Here is a 22,036-nt window from a genome sequence, read left to right as displayed (position 1 = left end):
ATTCAATGAATTTACCTGTTGCATCAATCAGCCACCTTGCCCTTTCTGAGATCCGGCCATGGAACAAGATGATGGTATTAAAGATCCTTCCGACAGCTTGCCCCCGAAACAAGAGGTAGTCTGCGCTGAGGAGATCGGAACGGATGTGACATTTGTAACCCATGAGCTTCACGCGGAAGAAGACGGTAGGTGGGCGCAGCTTCGAGTGAGCTATGCCTACTCCTACGATGGTTCGACATTTACTTGCATCGTGTCAGCGTACAGAGCAAAAGAGAATCGACGTTATGAAGGGAATGTAAAATTCTATCTTTCTTTGGTTAGCGGTGAAGGTGATGTAAGAGAACTGACGGGCAGTGCTCGCCAGACCGGTGAGTGGATCGATCTTGATGAACCCTATCGAGAAATGATTATCGCCAATCAGAGAAACGTAACAGTGGGGTTTGATTATATTTATGATGTGGGTAACGCAAGCGATCCGGTTCTGAAAACCTACAAGGTTGCCAATTATCGGATGCCTGTACCAACTATCAATGCAATCCGAAACTTCACATCTTCAACTTTCGCTGTCAAGGGCACGGGAGCAATATACCGTTATACTGTTGTCTTGGATGATGGGCGCGGTACGATTGGGGCAGAAGAGGCTTTCTACGATCCTTGGTCAGTGCCCGTCACCGTGGCAGACAACAAGAATTCTCTAAGTTTTCAAGCATATCAAATGTATGCCGGTAAGGTTTCCGAGCGGACGGCTTATGTAACAGTCTACCGCGCTCGAATTACTTTCCCGGCAGCTAATGCTTTGGTGTTGGCAAAGGATCTGGTTTGTTTCAGAGGTATGGCTGCGCCGGGTACTGTTATCAGAGTGGTTGGGCATTTGGATCATTATGAAAACTGGAGTGAGGTTATTACTGTCGGAAAGTCCGATACGACTTGGGAGGCTCCGGCAATAAAGGTCTCTGGCAGCGGGACGTTCTCGGTTGTCGCCCAACTTAAATCACCCAATATCAATCATTTTTATACCGATGCCATAACTTTCAGAGTCATGGGGCTGCCGTTAATATCCAAGCCACCTGCGGGAACAGTTTATGAACAAGACTTCCTTCTGACAGGAAGCAACGGCTTGGCTGGGGCGCGATTGAGAGCATTTTTTGATCTGACGAATGATCCTGTTCGTGATTGGGAAGTCGTTAGCAATGCAGACGGGGCGTGGGAGGGGATGATCAACGTGCCGCCAGGGCCGATCAGCCTGGTCGTCGAACAGGATCTGGATGACGTGTCATCCGGACGCAGTGCACCACAAGCCTTCAGGATTCGCCCCCCACTCTGAAACAGCCCAACGTCACCATCTCCGGCACCACGGTGACCTTTGCCGGTAACGGTTATTACGATCGCGATCTCAAATCTGAAATCCAGTTCACCGTCAGCGGGGGCGCGGTGCAAGTTCCCGCGCCTGCAAATGCTGAAGTGATGCCGGGAGGCATCTGGGAAACCGCAGCGCAGTGGCCTTTGGGTACCTACAACGTCTCTGTCATTCAAAAAATTGCCGACAACGCCAGCGGCTGGATCGACTCGCTGCCGCTGACCTTCGAAGTAAAAAATATTCTCCCCGATGTCAGTGATGTGCAATTCACCAACGACTACCAACCGACCTTCAGCGGCAAAGGTTTCAACAGAGCCTTGGTACAGCCACGCAGGCCCAATAGCCCATATCTTGAAGCGCCTGAAGTGGAGGTCGTCGGCGGGCGGTGGTCCACCCAGGCCTCGAGCGTTTGGGGACCCTCTTTCGAACGTGAAGTACACATAAAGCAATATCTCGACGGGCACCAGTCGCCAAACTGGTTTGTCCTCAAAGTCACCATCCCGCCGCAGGCCCCTGGCTTGAACGAGCCTGAAGATGACGGACTTTCGCCCAGGTTCAGCGGAACGTGCTGGCCGGGTGCAACCGTGAACATTGAGTACAGCGACGAAAGCGGCATTGTGCACAAGGGCATCGTCAGTGCTGACACGTGGCAGTTCAGGCGCGACAAAGAATTTGCCCGGGATATCACACATACCGTCACGGTAACCCAAGTCGCCGCGCAGCAAACTTCGCAGCCGACGTCCACGACCTTCATAGTCAGGAGAGCGATGGTCACGCCAGTGATTACCCAGCCGCCGGACGGCTCGGAAGTCGGTCGTGCTGTAACGGTCGAGGGCACGATGGGGATGGTGGGCGCCACTTTGCAACTGCGCGACAAGCAGTTTGATCGTCCCTTGGGCGATCCGAAAATATTGAGCCAGGATGGCGACTGGTCGATTGACCTGAGCCTCGAGCAATTCAGGCTCTACACCTTTGACGCCCAGCAGACACTGGACGGTCGACCGTCGCTACACAGTGACGAGCATGAATTGACGGTGGTGCTGCTACCGCCAGAATTTCTCCAGCCGATACAACACGGCAAGTTGCCACGAACCGCGTTGCTCAAGGGTACGGGCATGAGGGGCGGGGTTGTCGACGTCTGTCTGCAAGGGCTTGCCGAACCTCTGCTCAGTGATGTCATTGTGGATTGGACGGGCAATTGGCAAGCCGAAGTGACGTTGCCGGTGGGCAGCAAAACGATCTGGGCCCGGCAGAGGTTCATGGATGAAAGCGGCAAACTGCAGGAGTCGAAAGACAGCGAGCCGCTGCACTTTGACATTGTGCCAGCGGCACCCTTCATTGAAACCCCGATCGAGGGCGATGCCATCGGGCAGCAGGTGGTGGTGTGCGGTTTTGGCGTGCCGGGCGATACGGTTACGGTGACGCTGGTAGGTGCCGCGCGTTCCGAGCCGGCAAGCGCCGTCGTGCAGGAAAATCGCACTTGGTCAGTGATGCTCGATGCAAGTCTGCTCGGCGGGGGGCTTTACCGGCTCGAGGCAGTCGCATCTCTGGACGGGTTCGAATCATTTGAAACCCTGCGCTCGGTCATTCTGGGTACTTTCCGACCTGTGCTCGACGGGCCTGCAGCCGGACGCTGGGTCAGTCATCCAGTGCAGTTCAGCGGCAAGGGCCGTCCGGGCGTGGGCGCCATCGTGAGTTGGTACAACCCGGATGTGCAGTGGCTGGCTCAGGTACCCGTGGTCGATGAGCACTGGCGCGGGGCGGCGACAAGGGCACTGCCTCTGGCGGGCAACTGGTACCGATTCCGGCAGACGCTGACTGACGCGGCGGATGACGCAACGATGTCCGATTGGGCTGACAGCGCGCGTTTTGAAGTCGAAGCTGCGCGCTTGCCCCACGCCGACTCCTGAAATCCAGCTTCCGACGAACGGCTATCAAAACTGTCAGAACTGACAGTGGACTTGACGGCGTTCGAAGCGCTCAATCGTACTCACTGAATGTGCAGCCTGACGAAGGACGTCAGGTTGCGCGGGCCAGTTGTCGCCTAAAGGAATCTGATCATGGTTGATTCGCGCCGTCCCGCCCTGCAACTGTTCGATGAGTTGTTCAGCGAGGAACAACGAGCACAGAACGTCGGACTGCAGAACCTCGAGACATACCTGCAAAACGGTGGATCAATTTATCCACTGGTTGAAAGAGGTGTTCAATGCATGGTCCAGGAGCATCAGCTCAGCGTTGAGCAAGCGCAACAATATTGGCGCGGCGCCAATAGCATAGCCACGTCTCAGCGGCGCCAATTTATCGAGCAGACGCTGAGGGGCACCAGGCCCGCGCCAAAGCGCAGCTCCAGCGGTTTGTTATCGATCGTGGACGGTCCCAATTATCACGCTCTGATCGGTACCGATTTTTCCGCGTTGTGCCCGCCAGATGCACTGGAGTCCATCTGGTCGCCAGTGGCGTATCTGATCGACTTGTTGCGCTGGGTTCGTGACCGTCTGGAGGGTATCAGAGAGGAAGACGATTTCTCGCTGCATAACCGGCGCACAGATCTCTTGGCACTGAAGGTCGACTTCAATGCGGTTTATCAATCGATCTCTTCTGTGGACATCATCGTTGAGGTGCTGGAGAAATTCATCGCGGCGCAAACGGATATCGAATCCATCGAAGACGCGCTGATCGCAGCCCGCTACCCCAATGGTCTGCCTTATTACCAGCATTGGGTCACAATTGATGGTATCGCGCAGTTTCATGACTTGTCGGTGGGCGACTTCGAGCACCGGGTCGACCTGGCTTATCCCTATTTTCTGCAAGCCAATGCTCGAGGTGCCAATACTGCACAGGGTTTCGCCCATGCCTCGCGGCTTGGCCCTTATCAGCGCCAGTTGCTGACCGAACCGCGTGCGGATTTCGCCCTTCGCGAAGATTTTTTTGCGCACAACTTTGGTACCTATACCGAGATGTATTCGAATCTCAATCAGGTGGAGTTTTTCGGTCAGCGCACCAAGCTCGACAGCCGACAGATCGAGGCTCTTCTGTCGATTGGCGACTTTGCTCCCGTGCGCTCGGCCAATGTGACCTACCCGGATGAAACGCCCAAGCAGCCTGAAAGCGAGCGCTCGGGTTCGGTTTACATCAATGACGGTACTGCGCCGGCGGTGGGTTTCGATCCTGCAACCATGCCTCGCATTCGAATGACGGCAATCCCCGACGAACTCATCGGGTTCAACCGCTATACCCGGATGAATCAGATGGTGCGTCTGGCCAACTGGACAGGATTGCCGTTCGAACAGCTGGACGCAGTGTTGACATCGGTCATCCGGGCAACAGGGCGCGGCAATTCAACGAAAGGTCACAGCAACGAGATGGACATCTCCAGTGGCGCGGTCCATGCGCTTGGGTTGTTCCAGACGTTGCGCGAGCGCTACGAATGCACCGCCGCGGACTTTGCTGTGTTTGTGGGTGAGCTGTCGGTTTATGGCCGCGGTGAAGCGCTCTCGCAATTCGATCAGGTGTTCAATTTTCAAACCGGTTATCGCGAGCCTTTCAAGCTCGACAACGATGAGTTTGCGGTGGCGCCGATACCGGGCGTGGTGGATCTGACGATCAGCCAGCTCTGCAGTGGTCTGGCGATTGATCCGCAGACTTATTACGTGCTGGCGAACGCTGTGGCCAAGGCTCATGGCTTGACCGACAAATTGAAGCGCAACGCAGCGATCATCTCGAGCTTCTACCGTTTGGTGAGGCTGGCCCGGCTGTTGAACATCACTCCGGTTGAAGGCGTGCTGATGCTATCGATCCTGGGCGGCGATGACTGGGTCAATGGCTTGGCCGGTACTCCTGTCATCCACGATGTACCGGACGGTTCACCGGATGCGCTGGAACTGATCGAGGCTATGCAAAGTTGCGTGCAGTGGTGCGCGCAAAACAATCTGCCGGTGTTGTGGGTGTTGCAGCATGCGGTCGCTGCGCCAGCGGCTCAGGATCCATCCGAACAGGATGAGCAGTTTTTCGAGCAGGTTCGCAATTTGCTGCCGACTGCACAGTTGTCCAATAGTACGTTTCTCATGGCAGGCGTTCCGGCAGCCGGGGCCGCGGACTGGATCGAATTTCTCGCGACATCCGCCGACAGCCTGGGGCCGATAACCGACGGGCATGGTTTGATCCTGCCTCCGGAGGGAAGCGCTGAGATGTATCTGGCCTCCGTCCATAAAAAAATCGCCTGGGCGGTCGACAGCGCCTTGGGTGAGATCGAGCCAGCGTTGCGGCAGAGCATCATCGACAGCATGGTCAGCGCGTTTTTACAGATGCGCGATGCGCAGACTTCGCTGGTCAAGGAGACGCTGGCGGCATACGCCGGCGTTGGCGTGGATCAGGCATTGCCGGTCCTGAACTGGGCAGACGTCACGGTGCATCAGTTACTGCTGCATGTGCTGGAGCAAGCGGATGCGGGGAGCGAAGGGGGCGGCCGAACTCGCCCCCGAGTTGCCGACACATCATTCGATCTACTGGCTGAAGTTCGCCGGCGCAGTGAGGTGGTGTCGACCCTGGGGTTAAGCGCGGCGCTGTTGCAGGATTATCTGGATAGCGGCTACAAGGACTGGCTGGTTCAGGACGACAAGCATGCGTTGACGGTGCGCACGCTTTATTACCTGACCATGCTCACTCGCGCTTTTGCCCTCGCCTCAGCCTCGAGCGGCCAACCGCCACAGAAGCTGTTGGACTACCTGCGCCAGGTCAACGCATTGCCGGATGTCACCGGAGATGCGAGATGGCTGGCACAACAGGCGGCGGCGATCAAACTGGCCGATTTTTTTGGCTGGAGCGTTCAGGAAGTGCGCGAATGTGTGAGCCGCATCGATCCCGACCTGAAGGTGTTGAAAAACCTTCCCCAGCTCGATTTGTTGATGCGCGTGCTGGCGCTGTCCACCGAGACCGGCATGGATGCGTTAACGATTTTTCTCATTGGCAATCTGCCCGAAACCGTCGACAAAAAATCCTATGCCGATGCCGCCGAACATGCCCTGCTCGGCGAGTCCGATACTCGTGCCCCGATCGTGCATGTTCCAGGCGACGTCAACGGGCTGGTCACAATCACGTGCGAAGTGGTGGGTGACAGCACCGTCGTGGCTAACAAGCCAGACGAAAAAGTCATTTATAAAGTGACCCTCAAAGACGCCAATGGAAAGTCGCTGAGTGGCGTCAATGTTTATTGGCGCGCGACATTGGGCACCATTGAATACAAGGCGACGGGAACGGACGGAACACTTTTGGCCGAGTTTATCCCCGGCAAGGTCATGGGCCGCGACACGCCACTGCTTTGGTTGGATTTGTTCGAGCCGCAATACGCCCCTCCCATAGAAGTCACCGCCGACTTCAGTACGTTGTCGTTCCCTATTGCAGAACTTTCACCTACGCCTTTGGAAACAGTGAAACACGGTCATGAAGTAGAACTGTATGCGGTGCTGGAGGACAACTACGGAAACCGCGGACAAAACTCGCTCGTGGAGTGGTTCGGCAAGAACGTTCCGCCCGCGAAGATGGATGCCGTCACCATTCGGCCGGCGCAGGGGTTCACAGATCAGCAGGGGCTTACCCGGGTTTTTGTCTCAAGCAAGACGGGCGGCACATTCGTGTTCAGCGTTCGCTCTCAGTCTGGGGAAAACGAAAGAATATTCCCCCATGCCATTACCTTTGCCAGGGAGTAGCGGCAGGGCGTTGCGTACTGCCTGGCGAACGTTTTTCCCCGGGCCATATTCCAAGGAGCAAGATCATGGCACTGAGTAATATTGGCGGGCTGCTGGAAAAACGTCGCTCGGCACTTCTTGAGTACTGCATCGGTCAAGTGGCCAATGATAAATACCCTTTTCTGAAAACACCTGAAGACTTGTTTGAATTGCTGCGCATGGATCCTCTGGATACTTATCAGGTCAAGAGTTCCAGAGTTGCCGAAGCGATAAGTTGTGTGCAGCAGTACATCCATGCGGTGTATCGAAAGCTGGAACCAGGATTCCGGGATCACGAGTTCGACAAGCGTCATCTGCGCGAATGGGAGATTTTCAGCAATTATCCCGACTGGACCGTGCCCCACCAGATTTCATGCTATGCGGAAAACTTCATCGTTCCATCGGTGCGATTGCGCAAAACCAGTCTGTTCAAGAATCTGGAAAACAACCTGAACCAGGCCCGTCTGGACAAAGATACCGTGCAGGCGGCGCTGCAGGATTATTTGCAGGCATTCGAACAAGTCTGCGATCTCGATGTGATCAGCTGTTTCATGGACGGCGTGACACCGGCCAAAGCTGATTACTACTTTCTGGGGCGGCAGCGGGTGCAGCCGTTTCAGTATTTCTGGCGCAAGGCCGAGATCGAACTGGGCGCAACCAGCGTTTCGGTCAATCCGGCGGTCTGGAGTGAATGGCAGGCCGTGGAAATCCCGACCGCCGATCAGGTGCTGGATATCCGCCCCGTGTTCTGGAATGGCCGGTTGTGTGTGGTCTGGGCCGAATGGCGCGACGCGGTAGTCGCGAGCGCAGCGGAGTCGCTCAGCCCGAGCAAACTGGTGATCAATCTGGCATTCATGAAGCAGAACGGGCAGTGGTCTGCGCCGTTGTGTGTGCACAGTTCAGAACACAAGGACGAGGGTTTGGCGAGCTCCAGACTGATTGCGACGGTGCAGGTCGATTATCTGAATCCGAAGGGCAAGTTGGGGATTTTACTGACGGGCAACCTATCTTCGCCATCCGGCAGTCTGCGGGTGCATGGTGTCTACGACGTTCTGATGCGCCCCCTTCTGGACGGTGGCGCATGGCTGGATCTGGCGCTTGAAGAGCGATTTGTCAGCAACGATACGGTTCAGCACCCACTGAACAGTCAGGTGACTGTTGTCACTCGCATACAGCCCCATGGTTCCCTGACGCCCTATCTCGACCTGCACGTTATGGCAACGCGCGCGGATGACAAAGATGTGCTGACGGTGCAGGGTTTTTGCAGCCCCACGGGCCTGGACAGCGCTCGGTTGAAAATGGAGCTGCAAATTGCAGGTCTGCCTTCTGATAGTGACCCGCCGCCGATCCTCGAAGAACAGGATGCAGGCGGGGGCTGGGTAACTCAGTCGTGGACTTCCTCGCGGACGAAAGGCACCTGGCCCACGCCAGTCACTTTTTCATTCGCCTCTCCCACTTCCCCGACAGGACAGAAAGAGTTCGACCTGACGATTGTCGATCTCATGGATTTCGTCCCGCCAGCTCTGCACAAGAACAGTACCGACGGGGCACAGTTTCTTTCATTCAATCAAACTGGACTGGCGTTGAAATTCATTCGGCTCAATTCCTTGTTTGGCTCGGAACTGGTGAGATGCTCGAATATTTCCGTGGACGCCGTGCTGGACTGGTCCAACCAGTTCATTCGCGAACCGTCGCCGATCGGCGCAGAGTTCGTTGAACCACCCAATGGTGCCTTCGACGGTGCCAATGGTCTGAACTTCTGGGAGCTGTTTTTTCACCTGCCGCATTTGATTGCCACCCGGTTGCGCGACGAAGAACGCTTTCAGGAAGCGCAGAGCTGGCTGCATTACGTATTCGATCCACAGGCCACCGCAGATCCGGCCAATCCGCCGGTTCCGATCGCGAACCCGAAACCGGCGTATTGGCGTTGCCGGCCTCTGGATATCGCAACAGCGCCGGGCAATCCAGGGTGGGAAATCCAGAATCCCCTCGATCCGGATGCCATTGGCTATGCCGCACCCGCACATTTTCAGATCCTGATGTTCACCGACTACGTAGAAAACCTGATGGCGTGGGGCGATTGGTATTACCGACAATTGACCCGTGACAGTCTGGTGGCCGCCAAGCTTTGCTATGTCCAGGCCGGGTTTCTGATGGGCAAGGCGCCCACCGCCGACACAGCGACTCGTTGGCAGACCGACACCGTGGAAAACCTCTTGGACAATTGCGAATCGCGACCCCTGCTTGAAGCGCTTGAAAAAACGCTGGATTTCAACCTGGCAGATTACCCGATCGCTTCCGACACCCCGCCGATCCTGGGTTTGTTGGCCTGCGAACCTTTTAGAATTCCGATCAATCAATCGCTGCTCGACCTGTTCGCAAAGCCGCAGCAACGCCTTGATAACCTGCGCAACAATCTCACGATCGATGGCAAACCGCTGGACGTGTTGCTGTTCAGCCCGATGACCGATCCCAGGCAATTGCTCCGCGATCTGGCCGCTGGTAGCGCGGCCGGGCCCAGACCGATGGGCGGGCGCCTGGTGGTCAATGCGTATCGCTGGCGGGTCACGTTCGAAGTCGCGTTGCGCGGGGTACAGAGCCTGCGGGATTTCGGCAGTCTGGTGCTGCGTCTGCTCGAGCAACGCGACCGTGCCGAGCAGGAAGAATCGCAGCAGAACCATTTGCTTGAGCTGGGTCGCTATGCCGAAACGGTACAGGAACAATCCATCGCCCAATTGGAGGCGAATGTCACAGCGCTGAAGCAGAGTCGGGCAATGGCGCAGGACCGGGCCGACGCCTATGCAATGCGTTACAGCGAAAACGTTTCGCCGATCGAGTATCAGGTCATGGCCAGTCTGCAGCAGTCGAAGACATCAGCACTGCAGGCCAAAGTTGTCAGGGTGGCAGGGGGCGTCATCGCGGCGTTGCCAAAAATCTATGGTACTTCCAACGGTGGCTTCAAACCCGAACACACTTTCGATGCGGTGGCTTTCGGCCTGGAGGTTTCTTCGTCATTGCTGCAAATCGACGCCGACCGACAGGCCACCACTGAAGGTTATCGCCGTCGCCGCAGTGAGTGGGCGCTGCAACGCGATCAGGCGCTGGCGGAGGTGGGCGCAATCGATGCGCAGATCGAAGCGCAAAGCCATGCGATCAACGCGGCGAGATCCAGCCTTGAACAGACGCTCAGGGCCAACAGCCAAGCGTTGACCATGTACAACTTCCTTAAAAAACGCGCGAGCAATGCCGAGCTGTTCGGCTGGATGCTTGGCCAGCTCAAGGCTCTGCACTATCAGGCGTACGACGCAGTCGTCAGCCTGTGCCTTAGTGCTCAGGCTTCACTGGCTGCCGAAACCGGGGATTATGATGCCCCCGTCCCTTTGCCTCAGGCCTGGCTCGATCACCGTTATGGTCTGGGCTCGGGTGAACAACTGCATATGTACCTGCTGGACCAGGAGCGCAGGCGCTTGCAAAGCTACGAGCGGCGGCCGGAACTGATCAAAACCATTTCCTTGCGGCAGTTGTTCGACGACAGAATCGAGCCTCAAGAGGGCATAACCAGCTGGGCAGATGCACACGCGCAATTGATGGCAACAGGTGTGTTGGAGTTCAGACTGACCCAGTTGTTGTTCGACCGTGATCATCCTGGCCATTTCTGCCGGCAGATCAGTTCGGTGGAAGTCGATCTGCCTGTGCTGGCCGGTCCCTACGAGGATGTGCGGGCAACGTTGCTGCAGATCAGTAGCGTGACCGCGACCCGACCGACCACACAGTCTGTGCAGTATTTGCATAAGCCCACCGCAATCGCACCTGGCGATCTGCTGTTCAACCTGCGCAGCGGTCAGCAGATCGTTTTGTCGGTCGGGCTTGGCGATAATGGCCAGACCCACCAGAAACCCGACGAAGGATTGCTCAACCCGTTTGAATACACGGGTGCCGTTTCCCATTGGCGGCTGAGTTTTCCTCGCCCGCTTAATCAGCCGCAAGCTGCAATGCTCAAATCCTTGACCAATATCATTCTTCGCGTGCGGTACTCCATCAAGGCCGGCGAGCCGACGTACGTCCAAAAGGTCACAGACCTGGTGACCGAGGCTGAAAACACCTACCTGGCGCGCCAACGCAACGGAGCCAGCGATCATGAATGAGCCCGTCGTGCAAAAAAATGAAAGCCTGCTGCTCAATGGTGACTTCAATGATCGACTCAAAGAGTGGCGTACCAGCGGTAGGGTTGGCCTGGCGAGCGAGTTTTATGATGGCGAGTTAGTCAATTTCATGGAGGTCGGTGTCGGGGCTTCGGCCACACAGGAAGTCAAAGCTCCCAAAACCCCCGGTGCACAAGCCGGTTACGAACTGACGTTTTTATCTGAACTGCGGCCCGGCGTTTCATGGTCGGGCGAATCGGGCTGGTTGCACATCCGCAAGCGCGGTGAAGTGTTGATGAGCATCGAGCTCACGGCGCCAGAAGGTCGGAATCCGGAGCTCGAAAACGCCCGACGGCTGGCGGGACAGCCGCTTGAATTCAAGCCGCGCGCGTATCAACGGTCGCTGGATCAATTGGAATTCGTGAGCGATGACGCATTGAGCTTCGAGGTCAGCGGTGTCCCTGACAACACGGGCGACAATCGTTCGGCAATCTGCATCACTCGAATCGACCTGCAACTGAAGCTTGAACCGCTGCAACTGCAGACGGTGCGACTGGATAGCGAAGATCTGCCACCAGGCCAGACGTTATACCTTTGCCTGGGCGCTTCCCTTGGCGATGACCCGGACGACTCTCTGTTCATTCCCCACGGCCTGTCTTTTATTCCGGCAGACGGCAGCGCCTGGCTGGATACGAATATCGCATTGATCATTCACGGCAACCCGATGGAGTCAGTCAAGGTGACCCCCGACTGGGGCGCCTATCAACCGCTATTGTCGCAGTGGTCGCTCGATTGCCCGGATATGCAGGAGGAAAAGGCTCATGACTTCACGATAAGTCTGGTGAACCAGTACAACGCCGAGCCTTACACGATTGACGTGTCGTTGGGGCATCACCGATTAGCGCTTCGCGAAGTACAGAGCGCGGCTTATTACCCTGTCCTGGATTGTGCGCAAAGCGTCCGTTTGGGTGTGCAGGTTCTCTCGTACTACACCGGCCAGGCGATTGATGGCCGGGAAGTCAGGTGGACGACTGCCGGGCAAGGTGTGCTCGGCACCGGCACTACCGATGAACAAGGCTTGGTCTACTTCGATTTCGTTCCTGAGCAAGCAGGCGATTTCATTCTCACAGCTTCGGTCGACAGTCCTTATTACCCAAGTGGCGAGGTGACTCTCGAGTTTTCGGTCACGGTGCTGGCGACCGATCCCTGGATGGACTTGCGTTGCGTTGTCGAAGGGCAGGTAACCCAGTGGAGCGCGACCGGTTATCCCAATCGCGGCACTGATTACCCCTTCATTGTGCGCTTGCCCGCCGACAGCCCTTTGCTGGCGACTGATCTATCGCTGCACTGGAGCGGCGTCGGGCATGAAGAGCTGAAGGTCACGGTCAACCCGCCACTCCAGCAACCGGTCGCTTTCGATGGGGACGATAGTCTCTGGACGCTGGCCTGCGAGGACTGGCTGGACGGTCGCTTCGAACTGTCATTGGTCTGCTCGAAGCTGTTACTGCCATCGCCGCGTAAACCCATGTCGCTGGCGCGCAACAAGGTCAGGATCGCTGACACGCGCGGCCCGAATATTTCACCGGTCGTCGAGAACTCCGAAAAGACGTTGATGCGGGTGCAGGTGGTGCATGTCACTGACAAAGGTGCCGGTGAGCCAGTGATTGATGCGATCGTCGACTGGCAAACCCCCGAGGGCATTGTCGAGTCTCGTACCGGCAGTGGGGGCTGGGCCAGCCTGTATTACCGACCGTTGACGGCTTTGAGCAACGAGACGATTACCGCCAGTGTGAGTGCCTACGAAGGCGGGCCGGCAGATGAACACTCATTTTCGGTCACGGCGTTTGCACGAGACGAATGGAAGGACAAGGTCAGCATCACGTTTGATGCCGTTCCGATTGCCCATGACGGAATCGCATGCAAGCGCGGCCAGAGGCATATCCTGACGGTCCGGGCATTAGCGGGCAGCCCGTTGATTGGCGAGGCAATTACGCTCGGATGGCGGAACGAAAATCCAGAGAACGGTCTGGCGGTGAGCGACCTTGACGTACCGAGAATATTGCGCGAAGGGGAAGATTTGAGTTGGTTGTTCAGCTCTGATCGTATCGAAAGTACCAGCAGTATTTTCGAGGTGAGTTTGCGCACCGACATTCTCACGAACAAGGATTTTTCTTGCCGACTGTTATCACCTGACCTCCATGAAGAAATGACCGTGGTCCTGGATCAGATGACCGATCTCAGGGGCCAGCCACTCTTTCCGTGTATCGGCGCTGTACATCGCTATATCTTCCGCACCAATGCGCTAAGCCCTTTAGTGGGTATTGCCATGGATCTGGTATGGAGTGGAAGCCCGGCGGCAGAGCTCGGAATCGAATTGAGTCCACCCCGCGGAAGCGAAAATTTTGTGGATGACAGCGGGTTTATCTGGACGCTGGACTGTTCAAAAAGTACCAAACCCGGTGTCTTCGCACTTCGGTTCGTTATCGATACCCATGGTTTCAGCGACATCAATACGATGACCCTGGGCCACAATAAAATCACTATCGAAGACGCCCGTGCATCTGCGGTGGATCCGGTCATTGGGCAGGATCCTGCGTGGATGTGGCTGAAGGTACGCTCCCCTTATCGTCCCGACCTCGCTCTGGATCAAGTGCCTGTTCAATGGACAGGCGACGGCAGCACCGAAGAGCACAGGACGGCTGCCGACGGCTGGAGTGGTTTTCCCTTTGCGCCATCCACCGCAGGTGAACATGTGGTGACAGCGGCGGTTATCAGCCCTTATGACCGTTTTGAAGAGCGCCGAACCATGAAGGTTCTAGCGCTGGAAGGGGATCCCTGGGCCGGATTTGAATACAGTTTCGACTCCCAACCGTTTCAGCCACTGGGTCAAAGCGCTGAGTTCCCTCGGCGCAAGGGGCAGCACCAATTGCGCGTGAGTGCCCCGGCGGGCAGCGCGTTGTTTGACCAGCACCTGACGCTGGGCATGACCGGCACCGGGCCGACGGAATTGGGCATGCGCTTCGAGGAGCCACGTCTGGGTGACCCCAGGCTTTTCTCGAGCGCTGGAATGACCTATCGGTTCAACGCGGGCGACATCAAGGACGGGCGTTTCGGCCTGCGCTTTTCCTCGGCGCGGTTGGCCAGGCTTTCTCCGGTTATTGCAATGTCGCTGGGGCAAGGCGCGCAGGTGGTAAAAATTGCGGATCGTTCGCGCAGCAGTCAGACGCTGTTTTGGGGCGAGGCTGTATCTGAGCAGATCACCATTGTGTCGGGCATCAGTGGCAGACCAATGGTGGGGATGAAGGTTGTCTGGTGCAGTCCGGACCTTGGTGAGGTGACCACCACTACCAACTTCTACGGTGAAGCGCGGATACGGTTTGTGCCGACAACACCGGGTGCGGCGCAACTGACCGCTACGGTGGGCGATGCGCTGTATTCGGAATCGATTTCTTTACCGTTTGTTCTGCACGAGCCCCGGGAAATCAAGGAACTGATCAGCGCTGATCCGAGCGGGTATCCGGGGCAGGTGATGACCGCGCAAGTCCTGGTCGTTTCAGCCAGTACCGCGCAACCCTTGGCCAATGTCGAAGTGATGTGGGAGTACGACCGCACCTCGCTGCCGACAACCCTGACGGATGCCGAAGGCAAGGCAACGGCGCGCATTGTCTTGGGAGGAGCAGGCGAGGCTGCATTGCGGGCGTCGGTAAAGGGTGGTTTGGCTGGCTGGGTGGTAAAAACGCTCTGGTTGACCGTCACTGAGTGTCCAGCAGCGGTGGAATCCGTTGTTGCGTCGCCTAATCCGGTTCCCTTGCAGACCTACGTCTCCATGACCGCGCTGATTGTGGCCAAGGAGGGGCGAGAGCCCATGCCCAGACGGAAAATCCTTGTTTCCACTAATGGAGCACCGTTCACTGAGTCGTTTACCGATCACAAAGGGCGATACCAGGCTCACTGGCGGCCGATGAACCTTACGGAGCAGATTTCGCTGGTCGTCAAAGTAGAAAACAGCGACGGCACTTCGGACAGCGGCGCTGTGTATGTTGCAGTCACCAACTGATCGAAGCTGTCAGATCGCAGCGGTCTTTTTCCAGCTCATGTAACTTGTCACCAGTCCGGCCCCCAACTCGGCGGGCCGAACATCCATCACTGCAACGCCATGAGCAGTCAGCCGCTCATGGAGTTGCGAGCGGGCATTGAGAAAATCGATGGTGCCGCAGTAGGCGAGTGCCTCGGGCAACGTTTGCACCGTGGTCTGGCGCAATGTATCCAACGCCTGTTCACGCAGGCTAGCCACCAGCACCCGATGTTGTGCGCTCAGGCGTTTGACTGCGGCCAGCAGTTGCTCGTCTTCATCGCGCAAATTGGTTACCAGCACTACCAGCGCCCGACGCTTTTGGCGGGCCAATAGCTGGTTGGCGGCAGCCTGATAATCGGCGGGGCGCTGAGTGCTCCCAAGGTCATAAACAGCGTTGAGCAAGACATTCAGTTGGCCGCTGCCTTTGACCGGCGCGACATGGCGCGGCTTATCACCGGCAAAGGTACTCATGCCCACCGCATCCCCTTGGCGCAACGCCACATAACTGAGTAACAGGCAGGCATTGAGCGCGTGATCGAAGTGCGACAGCTCACCGTCCTGGCTGCGCATCTGCCGGCCGCAGTCGAGCATGAAAATGATCTGCTGATCTCTTTCGTCTTCGTACTCGCGGGCAATCGGTGTGCGCTGACGGGCGGTGGCTTTCCAGTCGATCTGGCGCAGGCTGTCGCCCTCGCGAAATTCGCGCAACTGATGGAATTCCTGACCCTGACCGCGCCGTTGTCGCTGGCGCACGCCGAGCTGGCTGAGCCAGTTGTCGACGGCGCGCAACTCGCCGCCGTAAAGCCGGGCGAAGTCCGGGAAGACGCGGGTCTCGTCGCGGACGCTGAGCAGGCGTTTGCCGGACCATAATCCCAAAGGGCTGGGCAGGTTGACTTCGCACTGTTCGAAGCTGAAATGCCCGCGTTCGAGAGGGCGCAGACGGTAGCTGATCTGGCTGACATGGCCGGGTTGAAGCTCGACAAGCATCGGCAGATGGTCAAACGCCAGACCGTCGGGAACGTGGTCGAAGAGTCCAATGGCCAGTGGCTCGGCAAATTCATGGGCCACCTCCAGCTTCACCTCCGCCCAGCGCCCCAATGCCAGGCTGCCGGGCATCTGTCGCTTGATGCGCGGCGAGGGCAGGCGTCTGAGGCGCACAGCGTCGATCACCGCCAAGGCCAGCAGCGCCAGGAGCAAACCCCAGTTGATCGAAATCAGGCTGGACGGGAGGTCGATCTGCAACGCCTGCAACGCGCCGAGCACGATACTGATAACCACCAGCAGGGCCAGCCAGATCAGCAGCAGCCGAGACGGTTTCACAGGCGCGGCGCCGGCACTTGATCGAGCAATTGCGTGAGCACCTGATCGACCTGCAGGCCTTCGATATCCAGCTCCGGCGCGATGCGCACGCGATGACGCAACACCGCCAGCGCGCAGCCTTTGATGTCATCCGGGATTACAAACTCGCCGCCGCGCAACAACGCCCGGGCACGGGCACAGCGAACCAATGCAATCGAGGCGCGTGGCCCGGCGCCGAGGGTCAGCCCCGGCCAGGTGCGCGTGCTGCGCGCCAGGCGCACGGCGTAATCGAGGACCTGATCGTCCAGCGGCAAGTCACTGGCGATGCGCTGCAAGGCTTGAACATCCTTGGCTTGCAACACCGTGCGCAGCGGTTGCACATCGAGCATGTCGGCGCGGGTCGAGCGACAGACCTGACGGACCATGTTCAGCTCCTGATCGGCGTCGGGGTAATCCATGCGCACCTTGAGCATGAAGCGGTCAAGCTCGGCTTCCGGCAGTGGATAGGTGCCTTCCTGTTCGATCGGATTCTGCGTCGCCAGCACCATGAACGGTTGCGCGATGGGCAGGGCGCGACCTTCGAGTGTCACCTGGCGCTCCTGCATGGCTTCGAGCAACGCCGCCTGGGTTTTCGCCGGGGCGCGGTTGATCTCGTCGGCCAGCAGCAGGTTGGTGAACAGCGGGCCTTTGCGCAGCTTGAACTGCTCGGTCTGCAAGTCATACACGGCGTGACCGGTGACGTCGCTGGGCATCAGGTCCGGGGTGAACTGGATGCGCGCGAACTCGCCGCCAAAGCAACGAGCCAAGGCCCTCACCAGCAAGGTCTTGCCCAGGCCGGGCACGCCTTCGAGCAGCACATGGCCGCCGGCAATCAGCGCGGTCAGGACAGCGTCGACCACCGCATCCTGGCCGATCAGCGCCTTGTTCAATTCGTTGCGCACCGCTTGCGCCAACTGGCTGGCACGCTGGCGCTGCTGGGCGGCGTGCGTCGCGCTGCCGGGCTCGATCTGTTCAGTCATAACGCGTTCCTCAAGGTTTGCAGATGAACGACCTGACGGCTGAATTCGGCACTGGACAAACGCTGCTTCGGTCGTGGGCTCAGGGCCTGGCTGATGGCGCGGGTGGGTTGCCGGGTCAGGCGCGATAACGCCAGCCATTGCTCGGCCACATTCAATTGATCGAAACCGGGATGGCGGCGGCGCGCGCGGCGCAGGATGTCTTGTTGCAAGGCTTGGAGCAGCGCCTGCTGGCCGTTGTGGCGCAGGAGGAAATCGGCACTGGCACGCAGATGCTCCAGCAGTTGACGGCGACCCGCTGGCGCCGGCATTTGCACCGGGCCGTGACGCACGCCGGCCTGCCACAACCACAGGCCGATCAAGGCGAGCAGGGCGACGATGGCCTGCGGGAAGTAGCGCCAGAGCAAGGTCCACAAGCCATCGTGCGCCGTGTTGTAAACCAGCGTGACGTCGGTGTCGGCGCTCAGATACCAGAGGAGCCAGGCGTTGTCGTATTTGCCGATAGCCGGGGTTTTCCACAGCTCGGCATCGGTGACCACGGTGATCGTGCCGAGGCCGTACACCCGTTGCATCATGTGCGTGGCTTTGGCGCTGTTGGCCCAGGCTTGCGCGACATTGTTCGGGTCGTCGAGGTGGAAGTCGGTGTCGAAACCGGCGTAGGCCGGCGCGTCTTCATCTTCCAGATACAGTTTGGTCAGTTTCGGGAAGCGGTCCTTTTCCCCGTCCTCGGGAGGATCTTTCAAGTCCTTGCTCAGCGATTGGTGCAGTTGCACCTTATCGAGCAGCAGATCATTACTTTGCCCGGTTTGCGCATCCCACAACGATTCGGCGACGAACACCAGACGTCCTCCGGCGCGAGTCCAGTTCAACACCTGATCGACTTCACGCGGTGTCATCCGGGCGCGCTCGCCGAACAACAACAAGGTGTGGCTGTGCGGATCGATCTGCGGCAGTACCGCCAGGGTCTCGGCGTGACTGACCGCGAGGCCGCGCTCGCGCAGGAACATTTCCGCCGCCAGATAAGGATTGGCTTGCGCGGCAGGCGAGGGGCCGTGATCGATGACTTCCTGATAAGGGCGGGCTTTGAGGTAGAGGAACAGACTCAAGCCGCCAAGCAGCAAAAACGCCAGCGCAGCCAACGACCCGCCAATGCGCCGGTTCAATGCCCGGACCCTTTGCTGAACAATTCACGCCAGCCGTTACACAGCTCTGCTTGCAGGTGCGCGGCTGGAAGTCGGTGCCCGTAGGCCATGTTCTGCCAGTGAACAGTGAGGTTGCGGCTGTAGGCGAGCAGGTCCGGGCGTTGCAATTGCTCGATGCGGTTGAGGATCTGGCTCTCGGTGTCGGCGGCTTTGAGCGTCAGGTTGAAATCATGCAGCAGATGGCTGAGCAGGCCGCGATAGAGCAGGCCCAGCGCGGCGCGAGGTTCGCTCAGCCACAATTGTTCGGCACTGGCGGCGATGTCATCGGGAAGGGTTTCACGGTTCAGATCCAGCCCGAAGACTTGTGGCGCCGCCGGTGGTTTGCTGCGCGAGGGCAGGTTCGGGCGACGACTGACGAAGGCCCGGAGAAATTCGCGATAACGCCAGACCAGCCAGCCCAGCGCGGCAATCAGCGCGCCCCACAACAGCACTTCAATCACGTTCGCCAAGGCATCAAGGTGTCGACCGTCGAGCCAACCGAGAAGGGTTTTCAGCCACTGCGGAGCCTCACCCGGTTGCGCGTCCTTGGCCGGGCTTGCCGGGTCGTCTCCGAAGCGATAGCGGGTGACGCTTTCCTTGTTCTTGAACGGCGGTTGTTCGAGCAGCGACTGGATGCTGTCGCGCGATGCCTGACTGGTCAGCGGCTGATTGAGCAACCGTGGAGCATCCGGCGTATCGCTGGCCCATACCGGTTGCAGGTTCGGCAGCAGCAGACACGCCGCCAGCAACACACCGAGCACGCTGCTGTTCAAACGCTGGCGCAAACGGCGGAAAACCAGCTCGATGTCCCAGGCTTCCAGTTGCGTGCGACGGTTCAGGTACAGGCTGAAGCCGCAGGCGACATACACCGGTCCCCAGGCCACCAGGATCAGCGCATAAAAAACGTTGGTCAGGTGCTCCAGCCAGCGCCAGTCCTGATCGGCGGCGAGCAGCAGCGATTGCCAGTCCCAGTCGGTCTCGATCTGCTGCGGCAAGAGCATGTAGAACAGCAGCATCAAGCCGATCCACAGTGCGGTTTCCAGATGCACGCCGATAATCGTCAGCCATTGCGCGGCGCCACCGTTGCGTTGCAGCAGCACCTGCAGACGTTGTTGTCTGGCCTCGCCGTCGAGCCCTTCGAGTTGGGTCACTGGCAGCACAAAGCTGCGACTCAGACTCAGCCGTCGCCAGGTCAGACTGGCCAGCAGTTGCGGCTTGAGCAGGCGCGGCCACTCGCGCAAGGCTTGTCTGAGGGTTGGCGTTTCACCGAACAGCGCTTTGGAGAGGATGTACAGCGGCAGGCGTTCGTAGGCCGGTTTCAGCCACCAGAAAATGAACACCGCCAGCGATGGCGAATCCCACAGCAACAGGCTGAGCAGGGCGAACAGCGGCAGGGTGACGATCGCCCAACTGGTCATCAACAACCGCCGATGCTGCTGGCTCATCAACACACCCAGGTCCATGGCTTCCCAGGTCGTGCGCGGGCGGATCACTACGCTGGCGTCACTCAGGCGCATGACGAATCCTTCCGGCAAACAGCAGATACACCGCGACGGCCAGCCACAGCGCGGCGCCGACGGCGTATTTGGTCAGCGGCGTTACGCTGGTTTTCGACGACCAATAAGCCTCGATAAAGGCTGCGATCAACAGGAACAGCATGGCCCCACACACCAGCAACACGCTTTTGCGCGCGGCCAGGCGCAGCGCCTCGCCCCATGTCAGACGTCCGGGGGCGATCAGCGCCCAGCCCAGCTTCAGGCCCGCCGCTCCGGCGAGGGCGATGGCGCTCAGTTCGAACGCACCGTGGCCGATCACGAACGACCAGAAGGTCTGGCCGAAACCGATCTCGCTGAGATGCCCGGCCACCGCGCCGATGATCATGCCGTTGTAAAGCAGGAAAAAACCGCTGCCCACGCCCATCAGCAAACCGCTGGCGAACGTCTGAAAGGCGATGCCCGTGTTGTGCATCACGTAATAGCCGAACATTACCCAGTCTTCGCTGGCCGCCCGTTCCGCCGAGCGGCCGAGGTGGCCGGCAACGGGGTCGTACATGCCTTGCATCTCGCGCACCTGCTCGGCCGGGATCAGGTTGTAGATCAGTTCCGGGAACAGATAAACCAGCACGCCGAAACCGATCAGGCTGCCGAAGAACAACAGGCTGGCGGCCGCAACGAAACGCCACTGTTCGCGCACCAGTCGCGGGAAGTCGGCGAGGATAAAGCTGATGATTTGCGCCCCGAGCCGACTGCGATGCCGATAGAGCTGTTGATGGCCGCGCAGTACTTGTTGTTGCAACGAATCGATCAGAAAACTGCTGTAGCCGCGCGCCTGGGCCAGAGCCAGATGTTGGCAGAGACGCCGATAGGCCTTGGGGAAATCGCTGACTTGCGGCGTCTCCTTGCCTTGTTCGAGGCGTTCGAGCGCCACGGCGAAGCGCTCCCATTCGGCCTTGTGGCGACTTTCGAACAGGCTCTGCTTCATGGGGTCGGCCCCAACAGGCCGCGCGCGATGCCGTTGAGTTCAGACACGGCTTTGGGCGCAGAGATGTGCAGCGGCTGCGCCAGCAATGCCGCCAGCTCGTTGATCCGTGCGGGAGAGAGCTCGGCCTGACGCTCGGCGAAACCGAGTACCGCGCGTTGTTCACTCAAGGTCAGTGGAACGGGGCAGCGGCGAGGTTCAGCGTCAGGCAGTTGCGGGCGGCTCAGCGGGCGTTCGCTGTAAACCACCAAGGTGCCGGCGGCAATGTCGCCGAGGCGTTTGAAGGTTGGGTGTTGCAGGCAACTGAGCGCACCGAGGAAATAGCCGAAGGGCAGTAGATCGACAAAGCGCAGCAGGTTGCGCAATAGCGAGGCCGACCAGCCGATCGGCGTGCCGTCATCGTGCACCACGCGCAAACCCAGCCATTGCTTGCCCGGCGAACGGCCCTGACGCAGCACCTCGAACAGCACCATGTACCACCAGCTGATGGCAAACAGCAGCAAGGAACCGAGGCCCATGCCGAGCTTGCCGAGAAATGCCAGCGCGATAAACAGCACGCCGAGGATCAAGCCGCGAATGCCTAGATCGATGGCAAACGCCACGGCGCGCACCATCAACCCGGCGGGGCGCAGTGGCAGATCGATGCCTTCCGGCGTTTCGACCTGATGCCGGGTATCCAGCGGTGCTTTCCTTCGCGGTGCTGTGGGCTCGAGCATGGGCTACCTGATGTTCGCCTGTTCGGGATGCAAGTGCGCCTGATGCTAG

The 22,036-nt window shown here is 58.7% G+C and carries 11 protein-coding genes; 5 read left to right on the top strand and 6 right to left on the bottom strand.

Annotated elements, in window-relative coordinates:
- Nucleotides 1-58: 58 nt before the first annotated feature.
- The 5 genes from AB4N41_RS02685 to AB4N41_RS02665 all read left to right on the top strand — a co-directional run bounded on the left by AB4N41_RS02685 (nucleotide 59) and on the right by AB4N41_RS02665 (nucleotide 15,279).
- Nucleotides 59-1,324, top strand: a complete 1,266-nt coding sequence (locus tag AB4N41_RS02685) for a hypothetical protein (protein WP_460138332.1) — start codon at nucleotides 59-61, stop codon at nucleotides 1,322-1,324.
- A gap of 32 nt (nucleotides 1,325-1,356) precedes the next feature.
- Entirely contained in the window at nucleotides 1,357-3,267 is a 1,911-nt protein-coding gene (locus AB4N41_RS02680) for a hypothetical protein (RefSeq protein WP_460138331.1), read from the top strand.
- Between the two features lie 150 nt (nucleotides 3,268-3,417).
- Complete coding sequence (locus tag AB4N41_RS02675; protein ID WP_252876802.1) at nucleotides 3,418-7,062, top strand: Tc toxin subunit A; 3,645 nt, start codon at nucleotides 3,418-3,420, stop codon at nucleotides 7,060-7,062.
- A 65-nt stretch (nucleotides 7,063-7,127) separates the two neighbouring features.
- A complete protein-coding gene (locus AB4N41_RS02670) occupies nucleotides 7,128-11,225 on the top strand; it encodes a Tc toxin subunit A-related protein (RefSeq protein ID WP_252876801.1) in 4,098 nt (1,365 codons plus the stop codon).
- Nucleotides 11,218-15,279 carry an Ig-like domain-containing protein gene (locus tag AB4N41_RS02665; RefSeq protein WP_460138330.1) on the top strand — a complete coding sequence of 1,354 codons (4,062 nt, stop codon included), beginning with the start codon at nucleotides 11,218-11,220 and terminating at the stop codon, nucleotides 15,277-15,279. The genes AB4N41_RS02670 and AB4N41_RS02665 overlap by 8 nt, the downstream gene beginning before the upstream one ends.
- Before the next feature lie 9 nt (nucleotides 15,280-15,288).
- Here the strand turns inward: AB4N41_RS02665 and AB4N41_RS02660 are convergent, their stop codons facing one another.
- The 6 genes from AB4N41_RS02660 to AB4N41_RS02635 are packed head-to-tail and all read right to left on the bottom strand — an operon-like array spanning nucleotide 15,289 to nucleotide 21,987.
- Nucleotides 15,289-16,617 carry a DUF58 domain-containing protein gene (locus AB4N41_RS02660; RefSeq protein ID WP_460138329.1) on the bottom strand — a complete coding sequence of 443 codons (1,329 nt, stop codon included), beginning with the start codon at nucleotides 16,615-16,617 and terminating at the stop codon, nucleotides 15,289-15,291.
- Nucleotides 16,614-17,615, bottom strand: coding sequence for an AAA family ATPase (locus AB4N41_RS02655; protein WP_041479813.1), 1,002 nt, complete (start codon nucleotides 17,613-17,615; stop codon nucleotides 16,614-16,616). The genes AB4N41_RS02660 and AB4N41_RS02655 overlap by 4 nt, the downstream gene beginning before the upstream one ends.
- On the bottom strand, nucleotides 17,612-18,775 hold the full coding sequence (locus tag AB4N41_RS02650) for a DUF4350 domain-containing protein (protein ID WP_460138328.1): 1,164 nt from the start codon (nucleotides 18,773-18,775) through the stop codon (nucleotides 17,612-17,614). Before AB4N41_RS02650 ends, AB4N41_RS02655 begins: the two co-directional genes overlap by 4 nt.
- The gene (locus AB4N41_RS02645) at nucleotides 18,772-20,310 is read right to left on the bottom strand and encodes a DUF4129 domain-containing protein (RefSeq protein WP_252876797.1); all 1,539 of its coding nucleotides are present in this window, start codon (nucleotides 20,308-20,310) and stop codon (nucleotides 18,772-18,774) included. The genes AB4N41_RS02650 and AB4N41_RS02645 overlap by 4 nt, the downstream gene beginning before the upstream one ends.
- Complete coding sequence (locus AB4N41_RS02640; protein WP_252876796.1) at nucleotides 20,297-21,274, bottom strand: stage II sporulation protein M; 978 nt, start codon at nucleotides 21,272-21,274, stop codon at nucleotides 20,297-20,299. The genes AB4N41_RS02645 and AB4N41_RS02640 overlap by 14 nt, the downstream gene beginning before the upstream one ends.
- Entirely contained in the window at nucleotides 21,271-21,987 is a 717-nt protein-coding gene (locus AB4N41_RS02635) for an RDD family protein (protein WP_150741936.1), read from the bottom strand. Before AB4N41_RS02635 ends, AB4N41_RS02640 begins: the two co-directional genes overlap by 4 nt.
- Nucleotides 21,988-22,036: the final 49 nt, after the last annotated feature.

This window comes from Pseudomonas sp. S2_A10 (assembly GCF_054668465.1).
This window is presented reverse-complemented; position numbering and strand designations above follow the sequence as displayed.